The organism is Segatella hominis (assembly GCF_019249725.2).
In the GTDB taxonomy this organism is placed as follows: Bacteria; Bacteroidota; Bacteroidia; order Bacteroidales; family Bacteroidaceae; genus Prevotella.
This window is the reverse complement of the sequence record NZ_CP137559.1, coordinates 1,805,603-1,826,577: the sequence shown is the minus strand read 5'-3', so window position 1 is coordinate 1,826,577 and position 20,975 is coordinate 1,805,603. Positions and strand designations below refer to the sequence as shown.

Sequence of the window (20,975 nt, the reverse complement as noted above, 5' to 3'; positions counted from 1 at the left end):
ACTTTTTATGGTTCTTTTAATTCCTCCTGATAGGCTTTATACAATTCCTCCTGGCTTCTGAATGCAGGTCCTTCTATGAACTCGTTGTTTCCCTTTCCATCTACTATGCGGCCGTTTGCGGTATCTCTCATGCCGTATGATACGGTGCGGAGCAGGTCTGCCTGCATATCCTCGTCATATACTGGGGTGAGCACCTCGATGCGGTTGAGGAGATTTCTCGGCATCCAGTCGGCAGAACCGATGAAATATCTTGGTTTGCCGCCATTAGCGAAGATGAGGATACGGCTGTGCTCCAGGTATCTGTCGATGATGCCCACGCAGTGAATGTTCTCGCTGAGGTTGGCAATGCCCGGCACGAGCGAACAGTTGCCACGTATCACGATGTCTATCTTCACTCCAGCCTTGGAAGCCTGATAGAGCTTAGTCACCATGTCGGTATCGGTGATGTGGTTGATTTTCATCTTCACCCAGGCCTCCTTGCCCTCGTTGGCATTCTTGATTTCCGTATCCAGCATTCTGAGGATGCGGCTCTTCATGGAGTTAGGAGAAACGAGCAGTTCGTTGAAACGGAAAGGCGAGAAAGGACGGTCGATGAAGTCGAACACCTTAGCCACCTCATTCACGATTTTCGGACGTGCCGTCATCAGCAGATAGTCAGTATAGATCCTGGCATTTCCCTCGTGGAAGTTACCCGTTCCGATGCAGGCGATATTGCCCTTCTTGGATTCGATATAGAGCAGTTTGGAGTGAATCTTCAATCCCTCCACACCGAAGATGACGTTGACGCCTTCCTCCTGCATGCGCTTGCTCCACTTGATGTTGCTCTCCTCGTCGAAGCGAGCCAGGAGCTCTACTACTGCAGTTACCTTCTTGCCGTTGCGTGCCGCAGTAATCAGGGCCTTCACCACCTTGGAGTCCTTGGCCAGACGGTAGAGTGTAGTCTTGATGGCTTTCACCTCAGGCTTGACGGCAGCCTCGCGCAGCACACGGATGTAGCCGTTGAAACTGTGGTAAGGCACGTGGATATAACGGTCTTTCTGACGGATCTGGTCGAGAATGCTCTCGTTGGAGAGGAACTCCGGTTTCATGATAGGCGTCCACTTCGCATATTTCAGTTCCTTGTGTCCGCAGTCAGGGAAAGACATCAGGTCCTTGTGGTTCTGGTATCTTCCGCCCGCAAGCGAAGCATCCAGCTCCTTGGTGTTCAGCCGTTCGCGCAGTTTCTTCTGCAAGTCCTTAGGCATTTCGCGGTCGTAGATGACGCGCACCGCTTCGCCCTTCTTACGGCTGTTTACACCCAAGGCAATCTTCTCCATCGTACCGAAGTCAGCATCATTGTCCATCTCCATTTCCGCATCCTTGGTAAACTTGAAGGAATAAGCACGGTAAGAACTCTCCTTGAATCCGAGGAAAACTAAAGGCAGACAGTAGCGGATCACGTCGTCCAGATACATGATGTTGTCGAATCCGTCGCTTGAAGGAATCTTCACCCAGCGGCCATACACACGGTCAGGCACCTTCACCACAGCATATTTCTTCTTGCCCTTCTTGTCGTCTTTCTTTTTCTTGCCCTTTTCATCCTCGTCATTATTTTCCATTTCGGTCTTTTCGATGGCGAGGTAGATGCGGTTGTCCTCCAGGGTAGAGAGGTCGTCTATCTCGTTGAGCCAGATAGGATTGACAGAACCGTTGAGCTTGTCGTAGAAGAACTGTGTGAGGAAGTTCTTCTGCTCATCGTTGAGATTGGTTTCGGTGACAAGGCGAACCTTGTGAACTTCAAGTTCGCGGAAAACCTGATCCACCGCTTCAGTGTATTCTTTCGAGTAAGATTCATTGAGCTTATTGATGGTTTTGAGAGACTTCTTAATTTGTGCTTCCATATCCTTGGTGAGGTTGCGGTCAATCATGCGGTTGAGCGAAGCCACACGCACACGGAAAAACTCATCGAGGTTGTTGGAATAAATGCCGAGGAAGGAGAGCCGTTCGAGCAATGGAACAAATTCCTTCTTGGCTTCCTGCAGAATGCGATGGTTGAAGTACATCCAGCTCACATCGCGTTCTACGTATGCTTTTTTAATTATTTCTTCTTTGGTCATAATCTTCTAAGTCGATATAAAATTTTATGAGACTATGTGTGATAATCAAGTTAGTGAGAGAAATGTTATGCTTTAGCCTTCTTTTTCTCTTCCTTCTTGTTTTTGTCAGCAGGCTTCAGTTCTTTTTTTACCTCAGATTTCTTTTCCTCAGCTTTCTTAGAATCTTTCTTTACCTCAGATTTCTTTTCCTCGGTCTTTTTGGACTCTTTCTTGTCCTCAGCCTTTACGTTTTCCTTTTTATCGTTTTGCGCTTTGGCATCATCTTTCTTTCCGGCAACTTCAATAACGAGGAAATCAGTATCTCCGTCAATAAAGTGGAGAGCCTTGCGGAAAGCTTTGCTGGCACCAGCAGGTACAATGATATCGTGAAGAAGATCGCAGTCATCAAAAGTATGACGGCTCAGTTTGGCAGGAACGCCAGCAAAAGTAATCTTCTTGAGTTTGTCGCATTCAGCAAAAGCATATCCCCTTACTTCCTTTACACCGGCAGGGATATAAACGTTATCCAATTCATCACAATCATAGAAAGCATCGTGCTCTATTTCTTTCACGGAGTTGGCTATGATGACATTCTTGAGTTGTTTCTTGCCACGGAAAGCCATTTCGCCAATGACGGTCACACCCTCAGGAATGGTGAAAGTGGGTTCTTTACTCATGCAATAGATGAGGCGCTTCTTGTCTGTAGAATAAACAGCCTCTCCATCATAGTCAAAGTCATCACTGTCAATTTTCTGAAGGGCGAGGTTGAGCACTAAGCTTTCAAACTTATCATCCTTCTTACCTTCTTTCTTGGAACTCTTTTTCTTGAGAATCTCCAGAATTGCTTTCTTGTTCTCTTTCATTTGTTTATAATGTTAATATGAATGTCTTCTCTTGCTCCAACAAGCAGGAAACATGTATTTCTTTTCGAGTGCAAAGGTACGATGATATTTTGAAAGCAGGGGCGCAAAGCGCATTACGTGTTTGTGACGATTATGTTACAAGGTAGTATTGTATGTTACAGATATATTTCAGATACATTACAGAGAGGGATGGGGATAAAAAAATCCGGTTAGAACCCCATGAGTTCCAACCGGATCTGTTCATTATATAGTTAGGATTATTATCTAAACCGTATTTTCATCTCTGTTTAGATGAAGATATATTTCAGCACGAAGAGGATTGCCAATACCCACATAGTGATGCTCAGCTTCTTGATGTTTCCGCAGCAGGCATTGATGGCCACATAGCTGATCATACCGCAGAGAATACCATCAGAAATACTGTAGGTGAGCGGCATCATGATGATGGTGATGAAAGCAGGGATAGACTCAGCATAATCGTTCAGGTCGATGTCCTTGATAGGCGACATCATATACAGACCCACGATGACGAGCACTGGAGTAGTTGCTGCAGAAGGAACTGACAGGAACAGTGGTGCGAAGAACAGGGCCACTAAGAAGCACATGGCAGTAATGAAGGCAGTAAGACCCGTACGACCGCCCTGGGCAACACCCGAAGCACTCTCCACATAGGTGGTAGTAGTACTTGTTCCGAAGCAGGCACCAGCCACGGTAGCCACGGCATCCGCCATGAACGCCTTGTTGAGTCCATGAATTCTTCCGTCCGGTTTCATCATGCCCGCTTTGGTGCAGACGCCCACGAGCGTTCCCATCGTATCAAACATGTCGATGAAGAGGAAGGTGAAGACGATGATCACCATATCGATGGAGAAGACGTTGGAGAAATCAAACTGGCAGAAGATAGGCGAAACCGAAGGTGGCACATCTACCAGTCCGTGTATTTCCGTGATGCCCATAGGAATGCCGATGAGCGTAGTAGCGAGAATACCGATGAGCAGGTTGCCAGGCACTTTCTTGATGACGAGCACGCTGGTCAGGATGATGCCGATAACGCCGAGCAGGGCAGAGCCTTCGGTGATCTTACCGATGGTGACGAAAGTTGCCTCATTGGCAGCCACGATACCTGCATTCTTCAGACCGATGAAGGCGATGAAGAGGCCGATACCAGCACCGATGGCACGTTTCAGGGAAGCCGGAATAGCATCCACCATCATCGAGCGGATACCGGTAGCGGAGAGGATGATGAAGATGAAACCTTCGATGAGAACAGCCGTGAGCGCCATCTGCCAGGAATAGCCCATAGTGAGGCAGACCGTGAATACGAAGAAGGCGTTCAGACCCATACCAGGAGCCAGTCCGAAAGGTTTCTTGGCATAGACAGCCATCACGAGTGTACCCACGATGGCAGCCAGTACGGTGGCAGTGAACACAGCGTGTGTATCCATGCCCTGAGCGGCGAGATGACTGAAGATGTTAGGATTAACGGCCAGGATATAGGCCATGGTGAGGAAGGTGGTGATACCCGCAGCCACCTCCGTTTTCAGTTTGTTTTGAGTAGGGTCAAAACCGAATAACTTTTGCAACATGTTGTTTAAAATTAATATGTGTTTAGAAATTTGCTGCGAAATTACAAATAAAAACTGAAATTCGTATAAAATTATTGAGGAAAATGGAGAAAACTCATTTGTTTTTAGTAAATTTGCCCACAAAAGAAAAAGTATATAGTTATGGAAGTACAAACAAAGCTTACTGCCGGTCAGATAAGCATCATGATAAATGCCCGTATCAAAGATATGGCAATGTGGTTGATGGAAGACTTCAAGTATTCTCTTGAAGAGGCATTAGATTGTGTTTATAATTCGGAGTTATTTGAAAGACTTCAGGATTTGGAAACAGGGTTATATTATGAGAGCTCCGGATATAACTATGAGTTGTTGAAGGACGAACTGAAATATGGAAAAATAGTTGGAGAATGATGGAATTAGAGAATAAAACTTATTATATTATATATTGTGTGAGCCAATTTGCGCAGCGTTTTGGCTTATCCTTGAAGCAATCCTATGCTTATCTTAAAAGATATAAGGGATTGGAATTCTTGTATGAATGTTATGGGGCAGAGCATCTTCTTTCATTAGATGATGCAGTGGATGATTTGGCAGTTATTTGTCATAGGTATGGAGGAGGTTTAGTATGTTAGAATTATATCATGGGTCCAATTTGTTCATAGACAAGATTGACTTTACTAAGTGTAAGCCTTATAAGGATTTTGGTCAAGGCTTTTATCTGACCGATATTTTTCCACAGGCAATGGATATGGCCATCAAGCGAGCTCGTATAATTGGTTCTGGTTCTCCTGTCGTGACAAAGTTCTTGTTTGATGAGAAACTTTTGACTGATGGAAGTTTGAAAGTATTGGCTTTCGATAGTCCTTCAATAGAATGGGCGAAATTTATTATTGCTAATCGTAAAAGAGATAATGATAAATTTGTTCATGGCTATGATGTGGTGGTAGGCCCCGTAGCTGATGATGGTGTTGCTTTTCAACTGGAAAGATATTTGAATGGGGGGATGAATTTAGAACAACTTGTAAAAGAGTTGACCTACAAAAAGTTGAATCGCCAGTATTTTTTCGGTACGGAAAAAGCTATTAGTTATCTCCAGCTGATAGATGAATAATCTCTTTTAATAGATTATAATATAGTATTAACAGGTATAAAGTAATTAAATAAATATGAAGTTGATTTTTAAATATTTTTTTATTTCTCTATTGTTCCTAAATGGGCAATTAGTTCATGCACAATCATTTAAAATCGACAGCTTAAAAGGTAAAAAATGGGAGTTGCAATTGCCAAAAGGAAAGTCTTATACTTCGAGTCTTATATTCAAAGATACGACATACACAACTAGTTTCTCCTTTAATGGACAGACTCATACTATAGAGAAGCCATACTTAATACAGCAGGAAAACGTAGAAACATTTTATGTTATTTTTCCATCAGAAGGAAAGGGTACAAAAACTTTCTCTGTTAAGTTTAAAGTTTTAGAATTTACCGACAAGTTGCTAAAATTGCAAAATACAACAACAAATGTTGTAAATACGTATTTCGCAAAATAAACAACTAGTAGATTGTAAAGTCTAAAAGTTTAGTAAGGCACGTGTGATATTTCATCAATCATCAGTATGTGACGAACGACGTTTTACTCAACTTTTAGACTTTACAGACCACTAGTAAGACAGTGCTTTTTGCAACATATTTCTCTGTTTGATATTTTTTGTTTAATAAAATTCTTAGATTCATTATTTTTTTGTATTTTTGCAGCCGAAAAGAGTTGTTAGGCAGCAAACGTATGCAGATTGCAGAATTTAGAACTGTTGCTAAATCATTACCTCTGTTGAGGTGAAAAACTCATAAATAGTTCATTTTTAGCTATTCGGCTGATTTTAGCGTAATTTTATCAGAAAATAGGTGTATGCTATTGTATAGAAGATGTTATGTGGCGGTAATGAAAAGCTCTTATAGCGAACCATTTGTTTTGTTTTATAAGTTGAGGGATAATAACCTTTCTTTATAATACCAGAAATGATTTTGACCGGAAATGACTTTGACCAAATGACCGGAATTCCTTAGGGCTAACGTTCAATGTAGTTAAAAATAAGCTCCCAAAGAGAAAGTAATCATCATTGCCTGATTGGCTTCAAAATTCGTTTTATCTTTCATAGGGAATAAAACGAAAGAAAAAACACCCAACCCCTGTCAAGGAAAAGGCTTGCATGGACAGGAGTTGGGTGAAATCAATTACTTGGCAAGTACAGGACGAACCCAATATTTTCTGTCTTTATGTTGCATTGGGTCGATACCAAAAAAAACAATCACGCCATCTTGAGTCATGATACGAAAAATGGAGCCCTTGTCGTCATTTCCTTCAGAAGAAGTCCAGAAATCAAAAACACTATAACCCCCATTATCTTTATTATAAAGAGTCAGCTGGGTCTTAGTATATCCAGCATACACACCGGTGAATATAACGATATCATCCTTTATATTATTGATGATGCTTTTCTCTATCTTAACAGAAGGCGAACCCTCTGCGGCTTTTAAATTACCAAAGTCATACAAAAGTCCTCCAAATAAAGTTTTTCCATCTGAATCTTTTACCACTTCAGTAATTTCATATGCATTAGGAGTACGCCAGTTCTCTCCCCATGCGAAATCCTTGCCTGTCTTTGCAGCCTCATGCCAGTCCATTTCTTTATCCACGTTCTGGGTGGCAAATCTTGGACCACCTGGCCACAACTGTACCCAACCCACCAATTCGTCTTTGCCATTAATAGTGGCATGGCTTTGCCCTTTGGTAGGCACAGAAGTAATGGTGTAGTACTTGCCTGCTGCAAGACCGGTCGTTGTTTTGCTGATGAGCACGCCGCCATTCCATACCTCGATTCCCATGCCAGCAGGCACAACCACATAGCTGAAATCGCCAGCCTTTACATTCTGTTGGGAAAACAGGGTAGTCTGGGTGTCGCTTGTCTTAACATTGAACTTAGTCTCATTCTTCTGGGCAGAAAGACCAGTCACCCATTTGCCATCAGCAGTATTTTTCACGCAAATATCTAATGCACCTACCTTATCCGCTTCCACAATGCGCAGCACGGCTACCTTGGCACTCAATGTTATCGCAAGTCCATCTTTGCCGGTTGTAGCTTGCGTCGTCTTTCCAGCAGCAGCCAAATAGTTGGCTACGCCATTTAATGTGCCAGTTTGTCCGGTCAGGTCCACATTGTTGCTTGGAAAATAAGCATACCAGTCGGCAGCCTCGTTAGTAGCCATGGCATTTGCACAGGTAAACTGCTCGCCAGTCTTTTGGAACGTATAGTCTTCTGTTATCTTACTGTTGCTTACAGAAACCTGATCATTGGTCTCAAATGCAAACTTCCATGTACCGCTTTCATCTGTCATGGAGGCACGCGTGCTTAAATTCTCGACAGAAGCACTGAGGGTCAAGCCCTTCTGTGTTTGAGTTTCACTCATTTCGTCATTGCTGCATGCTGTGAAAGTAACAACAGCCAACATAATAACTGAATACAATTTTACTCTCATCTCTTTCTCTTTTTAATTCCTGATTTAACGAATGTAACCAACCTCTCCCCAAGGACTCGTTGCATCATTATCACCACTTGTCACGTCATCGCTGAAGCTGATAGAGCTTTTTGCAGATTCGCTTGGATTATGATTAGGACTTGCAGCGAGAAAATCCATAGGCTCAATGAGAAAACTCTTCAAGAGAGGTTTCATGTAAATTCTTTTTCCATAATTGTTGTCCGTTTAAAATAAAACTAATACCTTTTTCTTATTTGAAAGTGCAAAGATACTAAAAAAATATGGATTGTAAAAATTACAAATATTAAATAGTGTTATAATTTCATTATAATTGTACAAGTTATAGCGCTTTTATTGTGCAGATTGAGGTAATTCTGTTGTGCAAGTTGAGGCTATTTCGTTGTGCAAGTTGAGGATTTTTGTCACCTATTCTACTTCTCTCTCAACATCCATTTCCACGTAGGAAGAACATGAACCTGCTTGCCATCTATCTCAAGTTCTTCCTTCTCCTCCATCGTAAGAATATATCCCTCAGCCAAGCCATAAGCATTCATGGCTTCCATCAGTCCCTCGATTTCGCGCTTGCGAGTTTTCTCATCATTCATGGCTATCGTTACTTGATAAGCCTCCTTGATTCTCATGCCCTCCCTCACCACAAAGTCGCACTCCTTCTTATCGGCATGATAGAAAACATCATACCCACGACGCTTTAACTCGATGAACACGATGTTTTCCAACTTCACTCCCATATTGTCTGTGGCATTGAATCCGATGCGACTCACGATGGCATTGTCGATGAAGTAAATCTTCTTCGGGTTCAGCATCTGCACCTTTACCGATGGCGAATACTTCATGAGCTGGAATATCATATAGGTTTGCTCGATGTACTCCAAATAGTTTTTGACGGTTTCGGAATGACGAATGCCCACTATCTTACCTAATGAGGTATAGGTAATGCGCTTCGTGGCATTGCTGGCAATAAAAAAGATGAGTTCCTGCATCTCCTTATCATTGGTCAACCCATTACGAGCCATCACATCACGGAAGATGATGCTATCGTAGAGTGAAGAAAGGTAACGGGTGGATGGCGACTGGAGATACTTAGGAAATCCACCTTTCTCCAAATACTCCTTAAAATGCCCCAAGAGGATGGCACACTTGCTGGTTAGATAAAAGTCCTTGGCTTCCAGCTGCACCTTTGCCAACTGCAAGTATTCTTGAAAGGAAAAAGGGAAAATCTCTACTGCGATATAACGCCCCGTGAGATGAGTGCCAAGCTCTCTGCTCAGCATTCGGGCATTTGATCCAGTTACAATCACCTTATTGCCTTCGTTGTAGAGACGGCGCACAAAGGTCTCCCAGCCCTTCACATTCTGTATCTCATCAAAATAATAGGTATGCTGCTCACCAAAGAGTTCGAAGAAACATTCTTGCAATGTTTGGAAATCTGCCACAGTAAAGTTGACAAGTCGCTCATCATCAAAATTGAAAAAGAAGTCTTGCTCCGGCAACTTGTTACGTATTTGCTGGAGCAAAACAGACTTTCCACAACGTCTTATACCAGTAATAATTAGTATCTCCGTTGTGGTAAGCCACTCTTCCTCAATAGTTCTCGGAACCGTATCTTGCGCTATATTCTTGCCGTATTCCTGCTGCTCAAATATAATTTTCTTCAATAACTCTTTCATGTTCAAATATTTAATCGCCTGCAAAGATACGATTTTTTATGATAAATTCCAAGAGAATCCTTCTTTTTGCTCATTCTGAATGAGTAATTTCTGCTATTTTTGCTCATTCGGAATGAGTAATTCGAAGCAAAACCACTCATTTCGAATGAGCATTTCTCGAAATTCACCTTATATTCACCTTCTACCTTGCATCCACTGACCCTCATTTCCTGCGCCTTCCCAGATCCGAAGGTGTAATAGATAGCCTCTGCCTCATCACATACCTCGCCTTGCGAATCGGCAAGGGTGAGATGGATGATAGCAAAGCCGCAACTTATATGATGCAAGGAAGCCTTTCTTACGATTGCGTGACATATATCAAAGTATAAATAAACCTAATATTTTACGCCATAAGATACAAGTCATCACATTATTATATATATGCATCATCTTTCATAGAAGACATCCCTGTTCAATCTTCGCACTATGTTAAATAGTATTGAATAAGATGAAATATTGAACAAAAAGTTCGTTTGTTTAAGTTTTGTTCATTATCTTTGCAATGTTCAATCAAATTGAACACAACTGATATATTGAACAAATAATATAAAATGATGGCAAACAATATCATAATAAACCAAGCATTGGATGCTCTTAGAGCAAGCCTTCCTGTGGGGGATGTTGTGTCAACAACAGCCGTCAAAGTAAATTGTACCAATGAAAATGATGTCACTGTTAAGATCATGAATGTAGATTTTGTGTGTCATGTAAGGGAAAACATAACCAAGGCCACATTAAATCCGACATTAGCGACTATGCAAACTATGAACAATGACAAGCAGCAAATCTTGCTTGTTACGCAATATGTCACGCCACAGGTATCAACAGAATTGGCAAATAGAGGTATCAACTATCTGGACTGTGCAGGAAACTGCCTTGTCAGATATACAAAGGCAGGAAACTTGATTTTCCAAATATTTAATCAAGGAAGGAAAAATACAGAGTCCAAGGTGAAAACCTATCCTGTGTTTCAAGATGCAGGATTGAAAATCGTGTTTTATCTGTTGCAAAATGCAGACAATATAAAGAAGCCTTATCGAGAGATAAAAGAGCAAATTGGTGTATCTTTGGGAAGCGTGAAAAACGTCTTGGATGAACTTGCAAGACGTGGCTTTGTTTGTGACACTAAAAACGGTCGCATAATAAAAGACAAAAAACAACTACTTGACTTATGGGTAAACAATTACAATGAAGTATTGAAACCCAAATTGTTGGTAGGCACAATGGCATTTAGAACAGAAGAGAATAGAAATGAGTGGAAAAACATTGCATTACCAAAGGGCATGTCATGGGGAGGAGAGCCTGCCGCAAACTTGACGGATGGCTACTTACAACCAGGACTTTTCGACATATACACGGAAATACCTGCAGCACATCTTATACGAACAGGTGTCGTCAAGCAAGATGCAAATGGGGAAATTCATCTGTACAACAAATTTTGGAATTGGGAAACAGACAACAGAACTGTTCCTGCTATATTAATCTATGCAGACTTGATGGGTAGTGGCAACAGTCGCTGCTTGGAGGCTGCGCAACGCATATTAAAGAATGAACTTAGAGATCTCAAGTGAAAAGATAAACAATCCATTCCTTATGGATTTGTTGGAGAAACTTACAGATAGCTTCCGTAAAATGGATCATGACTTCTTTATCATAGGAGCCACCGCCAGAGATATAATCATGCAGCAGATGCTGGACACGTCATCACGTAGAAAGACAAGAGACTTGGATTTGGCAATAGCTGTTCCTAATTGGCAGGAATTTGACAAAATCAAGAACAGTTTAATTGCGGATGGATTTGAAAAGGACAAGGCAAAACACCAACGCTTCTATTATGGTGACTATGAGATAGATGTTGTTCCGTATGGATATGTCGCCAAGGAAGATGACAACATCTATTGGCCACCCGAAGAAACGGTTGCCATGTCCGTAAAAGGGTTTGACGAAGTGCTTTCTGATGCGATAACGGTTAGTATTGATGACAAATTCACCGTAAAGATAGCTTCTTTGCATGGATTATTCTTGCTGAAGTTCAATGCTTGGATGGACAGACATCTAACCACAAACAAGGATGCAGAGGATATGACGTTCATATTGGATAACTACCTTATGGCAAACTTGAATCGAGAAGCATATATGGAAGTGTATGATTGGGAAGATTTTGACGAATATGTGGCTGGTGGCTATTGGCTGGCAAACGATTTGGCAAAGTTATTGAACCGAGACCAACTTACATATTATGCGGACAAAATTGATGAGGAATTGCAGTTGGAAGAGAGAAGCTATTTGATAAGCCAAACTCTCAATTCACAATCGGGTTTGAATTATGACCAAGTAAGGAGAACATGGCAAGTCATTTCAGAAGTGTTTCGCTCTGCTACAGAAGAAAGGAATTTATAATGATAGATATAAAATATTGTAGTCAAAAAGGCTTATGTGATACAAACCAAGATTTTATCTTGTGCAAACAATTACAAGATGGGAGTTGCATCGCTATCCTTGCCGATGGTATGGGTGGCTTACAATATGGTGAGATCGCAGCAGCCACTGTTGCACAAAGCATTTATAAAATATTGGCAGAACATGATTCTGTGGATATAAGAGAGCTGTTAGCAAAGGCTTTTGAACAAGCAGACATTGCAGTTGCAGATAAATGCAAGGCTCTTTGTTGCAAAATGGGAGCAGCAGTTACCGTCTTATACATAAAAGATGATACTGCCTATTACGCATGGCAAGGAAATGTCCGTCTATATTACAAAAAAGAAAAAGATATACATCAACTTACTGAAGACCACCAGAAGGAAGGTGATAATTGTACTTTTCTGACTCGTTGTGTAAATGGAAGAGGTTTCCGCAACCCTATATCCATTCAAGAAACGAAAATATCAGACATGGACTTGTTGTTTTTATGTACAGATGGATTTTATCAATCCAAGGATTGCATAGATTCTGTTATAGTAGAAAGCAAATTGCCAAGTCGTATAGAATACTTGGAAGATGATGCATCCTGCATTCTCATACAGTTGCATAACCCTTGATAAGATAAGAGATATGGCAAAGAAGAAGCATAAAGGACATACTGTAAGATTTGTGGTGAATACAAGTCAAACGAGTCATTCTCGGGGAAAGGTCATGCCCAAACATCTGTATGGTAAGCTGTTTGCAGATAAAGGCTAAAAAACCTCACCCAGGGTTTGCCATGTCGAAGAATTCACTTATCTTAGTGTAACGAAAAAAAAGGGTGCGTCACAGACTTATGACACACCCTCATCTTTATATAAATCTCTCTCTATTTCTAAAGTGATTCATGTATATATAATTGTTCTATTCTTACTTGCTCAAGCTGACAGAATGGCTCATGTTAGTCATTTCTGGAATTGAGTTTACAACGTGTTTCAAGAACATGCCCATGCAAAGAACCATACCTGAAAACATAACTGCGGCGAAAGCCATTGTAAAAATAGTCATCATAATTATTAACCTTTTTAAAATTTATTATTTGTTATTTCTTAAATACGAGTGCAAAGTTAACACTTTTTTATCGAATAACGGCATCTTTTGCCGAGAAATATCATTGCAATATGTTTTTCTTGATATGGGTCAACCACTTGTTTTTAGCCTTGAAAATGACGTTTTGCTATCGGATATGTTGTTTTTGTGACAATAATTTATATATCATCATTTTTCTCGCTTTGTTATGTGTGTAACAAGATAGGGTTTCCTGTCAGATGATAAGAAAAAAGGGTGCGTCACAGACTTATGACACACCCTCCCTAACTTAAAAGTTCTAATGAAAAATACAAAGAGTTCGTTTAAGAACGGATTATCAATCCTATCCCATACAACTTGACATGCCCAAAGAAGTGGCAATTGCCGTTAAGAAACTGATGGCGATTTGAAGAATGGTCTTCCAAGTGTCTGCTTTTATTTTACTCATTTTGATTCAATTTTAAAGGTTAAACTAAATATTTTGTGTGTTTCACATGAGGTTAATTTTCCCTTGGTCTGTTAGGACTTCGGGAGGGTAGGGGCGCCCCGCCAGCTTCACTCTGGCGGGGGAGAGGTTACTTCAATTCGTAGTCTCCATCGCCGTCCTGTCCAGTGTCGCCCTTATTGTCGCCGCTTGGGTTGGAACCGGTGCCTTGGCTGGTGCCGCCGCTCTGCTCGGTGTTACCTCCTGCAGGAGTGCCGCCGTTTGGGTTAGAGCCACCGCCATCAGAACCGTCGCCAGGAGTAGTTGGAGTGTTGATGTCCACGTTGGCTTTGCCCTCCTTGATGGCCTTGATGACTGCAGCCTGAGCGCTGCGGCTGGCTACGAGGTTGAACTCTGCATCGGCAATGAGGTTCTTGAACTCAGCGCCTGGCTCCCACTGAACCTTCACGTCAGTGATGTTCTGAGCGGAGAACTTGTCTGCATCCTCAGCGCCCTTGGATGAGAGGAGGATGGAGAAATCACCGAGATCGCCGAGGCGGATTTTCTTGCCTTCGAGGAGCTGCTCTCTCATGCAATCTACGGTCATGTAGAGGATGGCAGAGATGTCTGCGCGAGAATAGACGCTGCCGTGGCTGGAGATGTGCTTGGCAAACTTCTCGATAGTCATCACATCAGAATACTGAGATACGGCGAAGGCATTCTTCTTCTCGGTCTTCACCAGGTTGAGGTCGGCCTGGTCGGGGGTCTTACCCTCTCGCTTTGCCTGGTTGATACGTGATTTAGCCTGATTGATTTCAAGGAGGTTACTGTTCACTGAGCGCATGGTAATGCTGTAGTTAATCATACTTTGTGTGTGTTTTGATGGTTGATATTTCAATTCCCCAGAAGCCCCGTTTCTTGCCCTTATTTTGGTCGTCATTGATGTCCGGCGCCTTACATCAATCGAGACTTAAATGTGTCGTCTGTAAAGACCGACTTTCGGTACAAGAGAAGCTTTCTTTCGATTGCTGGTGCAAAGGTACAACAATTTGGAGTTGAAAACAAATTTTTCCGCTACAGATTTTTTAGGGGTGTCTGTAAGTGTCTGACAGATAGTGCTTTACAACGATATTTCGGAAATCAATTGCTGCATTTTGATAGAATTGGAAGAAAATGAAGGAAGCGGTTCAGAATTTTAGAAAAGCGGTCATAAAGGTCAATGTCATTGTTGGTCAAAATCCTTCGGGGGATGGGTCAAAAAGCCTATAGTATAATATAAATATATATTTATATTATACTATAGAAAAAATGACCAATACTTCTTATAAATTGACCAACTATGACATTGACCTTTTTGACCAGAATGCTACTTAATAGGAGAATCATTTTTAATTGTTATGATTGTTTATGTTGTTGACTATCAATAAGTTATGTAGTCTAATCTATTTTGCTCGCGACACATTTATAAGTGCAATAAAGATAAAATATACTAACAATCAGCATCTGTCTCTATAGTCTTCTCTATTCAATTCTGTAAAATATTCAGCCCAAAACTGCAAATTGAGGCCTTTTTCTTGTCTCTAAAATGGATGTTTTGCCATCAAAATTGGACTTCTTATACCCCCAAAATAGCTATTTTCTGCTTTTACGTTAAAAAAAATAATAAAATTCGATATTATATAAAAGATTTATTATCTTTGCCAAAAGATATGAAATACGGAACATTTTAGATGCTGATAACATATAGAGTGAATTAGAATTACCCCCCCAAGTGGCGGAGTTAAGTACTTTATTATGAGTGACTTATAAATCCTAACTCATGGGAGTTGAATCAACCATAGGCAGTAATACGTAAATTAGAGAGGGAACAATTATTGTGTATTTATACTATGATAAGAAATCCCTATTTATGGAGCGTTTTTCGGCTTATTCTTTCACTTAAGAGCTCAAAACTGCGGATTTTTTCACTAAAACCCCTTATTTTTAAGCTCAAATATATAGGTTTTCAGGAGCGAAATCGTGATGTATAGTAAAATTGTCGAACAAAAATAAATATATTGAAGAAAAAGAAGTAGAATTTAATGAGATTAATCATGCTATCAGTGAAATCAAATATTATTCTGAAAAGCACATTCACATTGATTACCTCTTTTGTATTTAGAGCCTTATAACTAACCATAACTTACTATGACCAACCAAACATAAAGCCTTGATTTTCAATACTCTTTGATTTTTAACACTTTCTGAGTGCTTTTTGGCAGTTCCCGATTTTCCACATATTTTTGCAGCGTATTTCTACCGTGGAGAATTTGCGGAGCTTTTATTTTGTCATATTGTGAACGTAGTTGACAATGATTTACGAGTGGTTACGATGGAGGACAGATTTGAAGCTGATAGGCAAAAAGCGTTATATCGTGGACTGGGTTGACAAAGATTGTCAATGGTTCACTTCCGTTTACTCCATTGGTAGAATACTCAAATCAATTTGAACAAAGCAATATCAAAGAGTATGAGACCGACAAGAAAATGTGAATTTTGTGGCAATACATTCGTGCCAAGAAGCGGTATGCAGAAATACTGTTCCGAGGAATGTCAGGCAGAGGCAAAACGTCTTAGGAAGAAAAGACAGCAGGACTTGATTAACGGTATTGAGCCAATCATGGATCTGCAACATCAAGAGTATCTTACATTCTCAAAGGCAGCTGTGCTGATGGGATGCACCCGACAGTATATCTACAAACTTGTGGCTAACGGCAAGTTGAAGGCATCAAGATTGAGCAGCAGAATGGCATTCGTTAGAAAATCTGATATAGAGAAGATGTTTGAGGGTAATCCCTACAAGCGTGTGATTCCTGCCAGCAAGAGCAAGCTCAGTAAAAAGGCAAAAACAGAAAAGCCAATACGAAAGCAGGAACCGACAAAAGGGAAAGAGGAGAATGAGGTGCTTGACTATTATTCGGGCGAGGAAGTGATGTCCATTTATAAGGTCAAGAAGTCTTGGCTCTATACATCCGCCAAGCGCAACCAGATACCGATGTGCCGTATCGCTGGCAAGAACTATTACAGCAAACGGCACATTGATGAGTTCTTCGGAACTGCCGTTGACCTCAACAGCATAACGGAATGGGTGACTGCTGATGATGTAGAGGAAGCCTTTAGCATGAGCAAGTCAGCACTTAGGGCATACACCTACCGTCATAAGATACCCACCAAACGTGAGTACGGTCGTACCTATTATTCCAAGGAACATCTTGAAGAACTTCGCAGGACTGACCTCATGAACGATGACAACTATTATACCACCGAACAGATGCAACAGTTGTATGGTCTGACAAGTGCCAACATCTGCCATATCGTGAGAGTTCACCATATCAGTAAGGTAAAAGTGGGCGTAAAAAACCTGCTTTTGAAGACGGATGTGGAACGTGCAATGGCAGAAAGGGCAGCAAAAGGACTGTGATTTCAAATGATTTCATCATTATCCATCAGTTACTATGAATAATTGGAGTCACGGAGATTTCATTCCGTTATTTTGCAGCTGTGAAGAGACACTTCACCACGAATAATCATCAATAATACATATCAGTTATGAGCAACATTTGTAAGACCGTATCATTGCGTACACGCAAAATCAAGGACGGACGCATGCTGTCCTATTATCTTGACTATTATCCAGGCTATCGTGACGAGAGCACGATGAAAGTCATCCGCCACGAGTCGCTTGGCATCTACATTTATGCCAAGCCGAAGAACCAGACGGAACAGAAGTACAACCTCAACCTTACGGCAAGAGCCGAGGCGATACGCTGCCGTCGCTTCGAGGCTATCGTCAACGAGCGTTATGATTTCTTCGACAAGGAGAAGATGAAAGGCGATTTCCTTGCCTATTTCAAGAAACTGGCGGACAAGAAGAACTCCAAGTGGCAACACGTTTATATGCACTTTCGTACCTTCACGCAAGGCAAGTGTACCTTCGGGGAGATAAACGTGGACTTGTGCAACAGATTTCGTGAGTATCTGCTGACAGCACCACAGGGACTGCATAAGAACAGAAAGCTGCATATCAACTCAGCAGCCAACTACTGGTCAACGTTCCGTGCTTCAATCCACACTGCCTATCGTGACCGCAAGATAAAGGAGAACCCGAACGGTTTCTTGGAGCGTATCGAGACAATCCCGACTGACAAGGAGCATCTTTCACAAGACGAGGTTATCCGCTTGGCATCCACACCTTGCTCTGCTCCTGCCTTGAAGCGAGCCTTCCTGTTCTCTTGCCTAACGGCTTTGAGAAAGAGCGACATCAAGAAGCTCACTTGGGAAGAAATACAGCCATACGGCAGCGATGGTGTGATGTATGTCACTACACGAATGCAGAAGACAAAAGACATCGTGCATAACCCAATCAGTGAGGAAGCCTTGGAACTGATAGGCTATTCACCGGATAAACGTGGCAAGGTGTTCCCCGATTTCAAAGACTCCATGACACAGGCACCATTGAAGAACTGGCTGAGAGATGCAGGGATAACCAAGCATATCTCCTATCATTGCTCACGCCACAGCTTTGCCTGTCTCCAGCTCGATGCAGGAACCAGTATTGCGGTTGTGCAGCGTTATCTCGGTCACAAGAATGTGGCAACGACAGAAGTGTATGCCAAGATTTCCGATGCACAGAAACGTGCTTCGGTTGGCTGCATTACGTTGAGAAAGTAACCATTTGACAATAACACGCAGAAAAGGACTGTTGGAATGATAGTGTTCCAATAGTCCTTTTCTCGTTTTGTTGGTTCTATTTGCTGTCGTGGATAGAACCAATTCGACAAATACATCCTAATTTCTGTTGATATTAAAGAGGAACTGCAAATTTCCCTTTTCTTTGCCCTTACCTTTGTAGTCAGCAATTAGCAGCAACTGACACTAACGAGAAGTTTAAAGTATGATTCAGAGTATGAAATCATATTAGAACGCTAATAAAGCGTAAAAGAAAGAGTGCCAAAGAACGTAAATGCGGTTTTTACATGCTTCTGCATCTAACTTTGTGGAAGTTTTTGAACGAATAACAATAAAACGAATACAATAATGATAGAAAACAAGACAACTTCAGATTGTACCATCTACGCTTTTGTTGGTACTGCAATTCTCGCCATCTCTCTTGTCGTGGCTATGTATGTAGGCAATGACTTTCACCAAAGTCTGTTTGTCGAGTCAATCATCTTTGTAGGGAGCAACATCCTGCTTTGGGCGATATTCATTTCTATGGTGAATTATCCCTATGAACTGATGACCGTTGGTAGCAACAGCAAGACAAAGAAAAACGTTGTAGAAGCAGAGCCAGCAACAGAACAAGAACAGCCAATGCAAACATTACCACAAACAGAGTCAGCACGATACAGTCATGAAGACTATGCCAAGCGTGTAGAGGCACAAGAAAAAGAAGCACAGGAGGAAAAGGACAAGCGAACAAGAGCCGTACTTGACTATGTGCATCGTACCATGTCAAGGTTTCTTTATGAGGAAGATTTGTACAAGGTAATTGAGGCTGTCAAGGAATGGAGCAACGACACCAACTATACCCCGACAGCAATAAACCGCTTCAAGGAGACGGTTGAGAATATCCCTTTAAGGCACTTCGTGTGGAATATCGCAGAGCGTTTGGGTAAACGTGATTACACAATGGCCATGCGAATAGCTTTTATCAAGGCATTGTTCCCCAAACCGTTTGAAGGCTTGGACTACAGTACATTGAAGAACCTGAAAGCACCATGCTCCAATGATATAATCCCTATTGACGAGCCTGCCAATGGTGGATATGATTTCCATGGATGATAATGTAGCCTTTGGCAAAATCGCTTTTCTTCCCTATTTCCTTATAATTGGATATTACAACTAAAAAAGCCGTATCTTGACCAAATGGTCTTGATGCGGCAGATTTCATAATTAGTCAGTTCGTCTTTTATAGAATTTTACTTATATCATGGGGTGTCTTAAAATAATAGTCTGCACGTATAGGATTAGATACATTGTTGCTCCATAAAACCAATCCGGAATCAACACCGGCATTGTCAGCACATTGAATATCATAAATACTATCACCAATATAGAGAGCATTTTCGGGGTTTATATGGGCTTTAGCCAAATATGCTACTAAGGGTGCTGCTTTGGGCTTATGTTCATCAGTATCATCTGCACATACAATTGTGGAAAAAAAGTCCGCTAACCCTAATGGTTCAAAATCAGAATGATATTCTTGATATGTTTTGGAGGTTACAATGCCTAAAAGATAGCCTTTTGATAAAAGGGATTGCAAGCATTCTTTGATACCTTGAAAAGGTTGAATAGTGTGCTGGAGCAATTTCATATTCCTATCCCATCGTTTCAAAGCATCTTCTATGTCGGGTATTTTGAGTAATTCCAACGCATTTCTTCCGGTAATACCTAAAGCAAATTTCATACTTTCATATTGAGGTGCACGTCCCGTTATTTCTGTAATTGTTTTTATTAAAGAGTTGATGACTGCATATTCCGTATCTATCAATGTACCGTCTATGTCGAATACGATATGTTTATATTTCATATGTTTTATTTATTAGTCAAATAATACTTGCCAGTTTTTATCAGAGTAAGCAGAAAAGCACATTTTAATTTGTTCTTCGTTATTTTTCTCTTTTGCAAGAATAGGTAATTCTTCCAATCCGAAATAGGCACTCTCATCCGTTTCAATATTGGGTCGGAAAGATCCGCTTTCAATCTCACAAAGAACAAAAACTTTACAAACATTGTAGGCATATGGGGGAATATTATGTAAATTTCTATCCTGTATGGCTATTACCCGGATAGCTTTTACATTTAACCCTGCCTCTTCTTTTACTTCTTTTTCTGTATTAGTTTTGATACTCTGATTTATATCGACCCAACCACCGGGCAAAGACCAAGTTCCATTTTTCTCTTTCACAAGCAATATTTTATCATCTTTGAATATCGCAGCTCGTGTATCTAATTTAGGAGTTTGAAATCCAGTTTCATTGCAAAACAGATTCTTTACTTTTTCTATGGGTATTCCACTTTGCAGGCTGAGCATTTCTGCTGCAATTTCTCTAATGCGTTCAAAGCGTTCTATATCAAATACATCTTTGGAGTATGTCAATCCCCCTTGGGCAATGAATTGTAGTTCTTTTGCCCATTCAAGCCATTGTGGTTGTACTATTTTATTCATATAGTGAATGTTTGTATCGTTATATTGATATGCAAAGGTAATGTTTTGTTTCTAAACAATGACACAAAACACGTTCTCTTATACGGGT

At 41.1% G+C, this 20,975-nt stretch carries 21 protein-coding genes and 1 pseudogene; 11 read left to right on the top strand and 11 right to left on the bottom strand.

Annotated features, from left to right (window positions below):
- Positions 1-5: 5 nt before the first annotated feature.
- The 3 genes from KUA50_RS07610 to KUA50_RS07600 all read right to left on the bottom strand — a co-directional run bounded on the left by KUA50_RS07610 (position 6) and on the right by KUA50_RS07600 (position 4,524).
- A complete protein-coding gene (locus tag KUA50_RS07610; protein ID WP_218456854.1) occupies positions 6-2,096 on the bottom strand; it encodes an RNA degradosome polyphosphate kinase in 2,091 nt (696 codons plus the stop codon).
- 65 nt (positions 2,097-2,161) lie between these two features.
- Positions 2,162-2,938, bottom strand: coding sequence for a leucine-rich repeat domain-containing protein (locus tag KUA50_RS07605; protein WP_218456855.1), 777 nt, complete (start codon positions 2,936-2,938; stop codon positions 2,162-2,164).
- A 287-nt stretch (positions 2,939-3,225) separates the two neighbouring features.
- The gene (locus tag KUA50_RS07600; RefSeq protein WP_218456856.1) at positions 3,226-4,524 is read right to left on the bottom strand and encodes an NCS2 family permease; all 1,299 of its coding nucleotides are present in this window, start codon (positions 4,522-4,524) and stop codon (positions 3,226-3,228) included.
- A 141-nt stretch (positions 4,525-4,665) separates the two neighbouring features.
- Here KUA50_RS07600 and KUA50_RS07595 point away from each other — a divergent pair, with 141 nt between their 5' ends.
- The 4 genes from KUA50_RS07595 to KUA50_RS07580 are packed head-to-tail and all read left to right on the top strand — an operon-like array spanning position 4,666 to position 6,053.
- A complete protein-coding gene (locus KUA50_RS07595) occupies positions 4,666-4,914 on the top strand; it encodes a hypothetical protein (RefSeq protein ID WP_256624244.1) in 249 nt (82 codons plus the stop codon).
- Positions 4,911-5,135 (top strand): DUF3791 domain-containing protein, encoded by a 225-nt coding sequence (locus KUA50_RS07590; RefSeq protein ID WP_256624245.1) that lies wholly within the window; start codon positions 4,911-4,913, stop codon positions 5,133-5,135. Before KUA50_RS07595 ends, KUA50_RS07590 begins: the two co-directional genes overlap by 4 nt.
- Positions 5,129-5,614, top strand: coding sequence for a DUF3990 domain-containing protein (locus KUA50_RS07585; protein ID WP_218456857.1), 486 nt, complete (start codon positions 5,129-5,131; stop codon positions 5,612-5,614). Before KUA50_RS07590 ends, KUA50_RS07585 begins: the two co-directional genes overlap by 7 nt.
- A gap of 55 nt (positions 5,615-5,669) precedes the next feature.
- Positions 5,670-6,053, top strand: coding sequence for a hypothetical protein (locus tag KUA50_RS07580; protein WP_089544302.1), 384 nt, complete (start codon positions 5,670-5,672; stop codon positions 6,051-6,053).
- Positions 6,054-6,735: 682 nt separating this feature from the next.
- Here the strand turns inward: KUA50_RS07580 and KUA50_RS07575 are convergent.
- From KUA50_RS07575 to KUA50_RS07560, 4 genes are all read right to left on the bottom strand, one after another.
- The gene (locus KUA50_RS07575; RefSeq protein WP_218456858.1) at positions 6,736-8,037 is read right to left on the bottom strand and encodes a fimbrillin family protein; all 1,302 of its coding nucleotides are present in this window, start codon (positions 8,035-8,037) and stop codon (positions 6,736-6,738) included.
- Positions 8,038-8,061: 24 nt separating this feature from the next.
- Positions 8,062-8,232: a hypothetical protein gene (locus KUA50_RS07570; protein WP_218456859.1), complete on the bottom strand. Its 171-nt coding sequence runs from the start codon at positions 8,230-8,232 to the stop codon at positions 8,062-8,064.
- A 236-nt stretch (positions 8,233-8,468) separates the two neighbouring features.
- Positions 8,469-9,725: an ATP-binding protein gene (locus tag KUA50_RS07565; RefSeq protein ID WP_218456860.1), complete on the bottom strand. Its 1,257-nt coding sequence runs from the start codon at positions 9,723-9,725 to the stop codon at positions 8,469-8,471.
- Positions 9,726-9,727: 2 nt separating this feature from the next.
- Positions 9,728-10,051 (bottom strand): hypothetical protein, encoded by a 324-nt coding sequence (locus KUA50_RS07560; protein WP_218456861.1) that lies wholly within the window; start codon positions 10,049-10,051, stop codon positions 9,728-9,730.
- 264 nt (positions 10,052-10,315) lie between these two features.
- Between KUA50_RS07560 and KUA50_RS07555 the strand changes: the two genes are divergently transcribed.
- Genes KUA50_RS07555 through KUA50_RS07540 form a run of 4 tightly spaced genes read left to right on the top strand, consistent with a single transcriptional unit; the run spans position 10,316 to position 12,941 of the window.
- Positions 10,316-11,335 carry a type IV toxin-antitoxin system AbiEi family antitoxin gene (locus tag KUA50_RS07555; RefSeq protein ID WP_218456862.1) on the top strand — a complete coding sequence of 340 codons (1,020 nt, stop codon included), beginning with the start codon at positions 10,316-10,318 and terminating at the stop codon, positions 11,333-11,335.
- Positions 11,313-12,164 carry a nucleotidyl transferase AbiEii/AbiGii toxin family protein gene (locus tag KUA50_RS07550; RefSeq protein ID WP_218456863.1) on the top strand — a complete coding sequence of 284 codons (852 nt, stop codon included), beginning with the start codon at positions 11,313-11,315 and terminating at the stop codon, positions 12,162-12,164. Before KUA50_RS07555 ends, KUA50_RS07550 begins: the two co-directional genes overlap by 23 nt.
- Positions 12,164-12,802, top strand: a complete 639-nt coding sequence (locus KUA50_RS07545; protein WP_318346077.1) for a PP2C family protein-serine/threonine phosphatase — start codon at positions 12,164-12,166, stop codon at positions 12,800-12,802. Before KUA50_RS07550 ends, KUA50_RS07545 begins: the two co-directional genes overlap by 1 nt.
- Positions 12,803-12,815: 13 nt before the next feature.
- Complete coding sequence (locus tag KUA50_RS07540; protein WP_256624246.1) at positions 12,816-12,941, top strand: hypothetical protein; 126 nt, start codon at positions 12,816-12,818, stop codon at positions 12,939-12,941.
- Between the two features lie 655 nt (positions 12,942-13,596).
- Here the strand turns inward: KUA50_RS07540 and KUA50_RS07535 are convergent.
- Positions 13,597-13,701, bottom strand: a complete 105-nt coding sequence (locus KUA50_RS07535) for a smalltalk protein (RefSeq protein ID WP_218456865.1) — start codon at positions 13,699-13,701, stop codon at positions 13,597-13,599.
- A gap of 310 nt (positions 13,702-14,011) precedes the next feature.
- Positions 14,012-14,542, bottom strand: a pseudogene (locus KUA50_RS07530) (HU family DNA-binding protein); the annotation flags it as partial.
- Between the two features lie 1,644 nt (positions 14,543-16,186).
- On the opposite strand from KUA50_RS07530, the gene KUA50_RS07525 reads away from it, so the two are divergent.
- The 3 genes from KUA50_RS07525 (at position 16,187) to KUA50_RS07515 (ending at position 19,500) form a co-directional block, all read left to right on the top strand.
- Positions 16,187-17,137: a helix-turn-helix domain-containing protein gene (locus KUA50_RS07525; protein WP_218458157.1), complete on the top strand. Its 951-nt coding sequence runs from the start codon at positions 16,187-16,189 to the stop codon at positions 17,135-17,137.
- Positions 17,138-17,265: 128 nt separating this feature from the next.
- The gene (locus KUA50_RS07520) at positions 17,266-18,387 is read left to right on the top strand and encodes a site-specific integrase (RefSeq protein ID WP_218458158.1); all 1,122 of its coding nucleotides are present in this window, start codon (positions 17,266-17,268) and stop codon (positions 18,385-18,387) included.
- A 366-nt stretch (positions 18,388-18,753) separates the two neighbouring features.
- Positions 18,754-19,500, top strand: a complete 747-nt coding sequence (locus KUA50_RS07515; RefSeq protein WP_218458159.1) for a hypothetical protein — start codon at positions 18,754-18,756, stop codon at positions 19,498-19,500.
- Between the two features lie 127 nt (positions 19,501-19,627).
- Here KUA50_RS07515 and KUA50_RS07510 read toward each other — a convergent pair whose 3' ends face one another.
- Positions 19,628-20,248, bottom strand: coding sequence for an HAD family hydrolase (locus KUA50_RS07510; RefSeq protein WP_218458160.1), 621 nt, complete (start codon positions 20,246-20,248; stop codon positions 19,628-19,630).
- Between the two features lie 12 nt (positions 20,249-20,260).
- Positions 20,261-20,887 (bottom strand): NUDIX hydrolase N-terminal domain-containing protein, encoded by a 627-nt coding sequence (locus KUA50_RS07505; protein ID WP_007897099.1) that lies wholly within the window; start codon positions 20,885-20,887, stop codon positions 20,261-20,263.
- Positions 20,888-20,975 lie beyond the last annotated feature (88 nt).

What these genes read in the sequence shown, in the direction of transcription:
- KUA50_RS07575 (WP_218456858.1), bottom strand. Translation starts at nt 8,037, where the DNA reads ATGAGAGTAAAATTGTATTCAGTTATTATGTTGGCTGTTGTTACTTTC.
- KUA50_RS07550 (WP_218456863.1), top strand. Translation starts at nt 11,313, where the DNA reads ATGAACTTAGAGATCTCAAGTGAAAAGATAAACAATCCATTCCTTATG.
- KUA50_RS07525 (WP_218458157.1), top strand. Translation starts at nt 16,187, where the DNA reads ATGAGACCGACAAGAAAATGTGAATTTTGTGGCAATACATTCGTGCCA.
- KUA50_RS07580 (WP_089544302.1), top strand. Translation starts at nt 5,670, where the DNA reads ATGAAGTTGATTTTTAAATATTTTTTTATTTCTCTATTGTTCCTAAAT.
- KUA50_RS07600 (WP_218456856.1), bottom strand. Translation starts at nt 4,524, where the DNA reads ATGTTGCAAAAGTTATTCGGTTTTGACCCTACTCAAAACAAACTGAAA.
- KUA50_RS07520 (WP_218458158.1), top strand. Translation starts at nt 17,266, where the DNA reads ATGAGCAACATTTGTAAGACCGTATCATTGCGTACACGCAAAATCAAG.
- KUA50_RS07515 (WP_218458159.1), top strand. Translation starts at nt 18,754, where the DNA reads ATGATAGAAAACAAGACAACTTCAGATTGTACCATCTACGCTTTTGTT.
- KUA50_RS07570 (WP_218456859.1), bottom strand. Translation starts at nt 8,232, where the DNA reads ATGAAACCTCTCTTGAAGAGTTTTCTCATTGAGCCTATGGATTTTCTC.
- KUA50_RS07535 (WP_218456865.1), bottom strand. Translation starts at nt 13,701, where the DNA reads ATGAGTAAAATAAAAGCAGACACTTGGAAGACCATTCTTCAAATCGCC.
- KUA50_RS07590 (WP_256624245.1), top strand. Translation starts at nt 4,911, where the DNA reads ATGATGGAATTAGAGAATAAAACTTATTATATTATATATTGTGTGAGC.
- KUA50_RS07540 (WP_256624246.1), top strand. Translation starts at nt 12,816, where the DNA reads ATGGCAAAGAAGAAGCATAAAGGACATACTGTAAGATTTGTGGTGAAT.
- KUA50_RS07585 (WP_218456857.1), top strand. Translation starts at nt 5,129, where the DNA reads ATGTTAGAATTATATCATGGGTCCAATTTGTTCATAGACAAGATTGAC.
- KUA50_RS07555 (WP_218456862.1), top strand. Translation starts at nt 10,316, where the DNA reads ATGATGGCAAACAATATCATAATAAACCAAGCATTGGATGCTCTTAGA.
- KUA50_RS07605 (WP_218456855.1), bottom strand. Translation starts at nt 2,938, where the DNA reads ATGAAAGAGAACAAGAAAGCAATTCTGGAGATTCTCAAGAAAAAGAGT.
- KUA50_RS07595 (WP_256624244.1), top strand. Translation starts at nt 4,666, where the DNA reads ATGGAAGTACAAACAAAGCTTACTGCCGGTCAGATAAGCATCATGATA.
- KUA50_RS07505 (WP_007897099.1), bottom strand. Translation starts at nt 20,887, where the DNA reads ATGAATAAAATAGTACAACCACAATGGCTTGAATGGGCAAAAGAACTA.
- KUA50_RS07610 (WP_218456854.1), bottom strand. Translation starts at nt 2,096, where the DNA reads ATGACCAAAGAAGAAATAATTAAAAAAGCATACGTAGAACGCGATGTG.
- KUA50_RS07510 (WP_218458160.1), bottom strand. Translation starts at nt 20,248, where the DNA reads ATGAAATATAAACATATCGTATTCGACATAGACGGTACATTGATAGAT.
- KUA50_RS07565 (WP_218456860.1), bottom strand. Translation starts at nt 9,725, where the DNA reads ATGAAAGAGTTATTGAAGAAAATTATATTTGAGCAGCAGGAATACGGC.
- KUA50_RS07545 (WP_318346077.1), top strand. Translation starts at nt 12,164, where the DNA reads ATGATAGATATAAAATATTGTAGTCAAAAAGGCTTATGTGATACAAAC.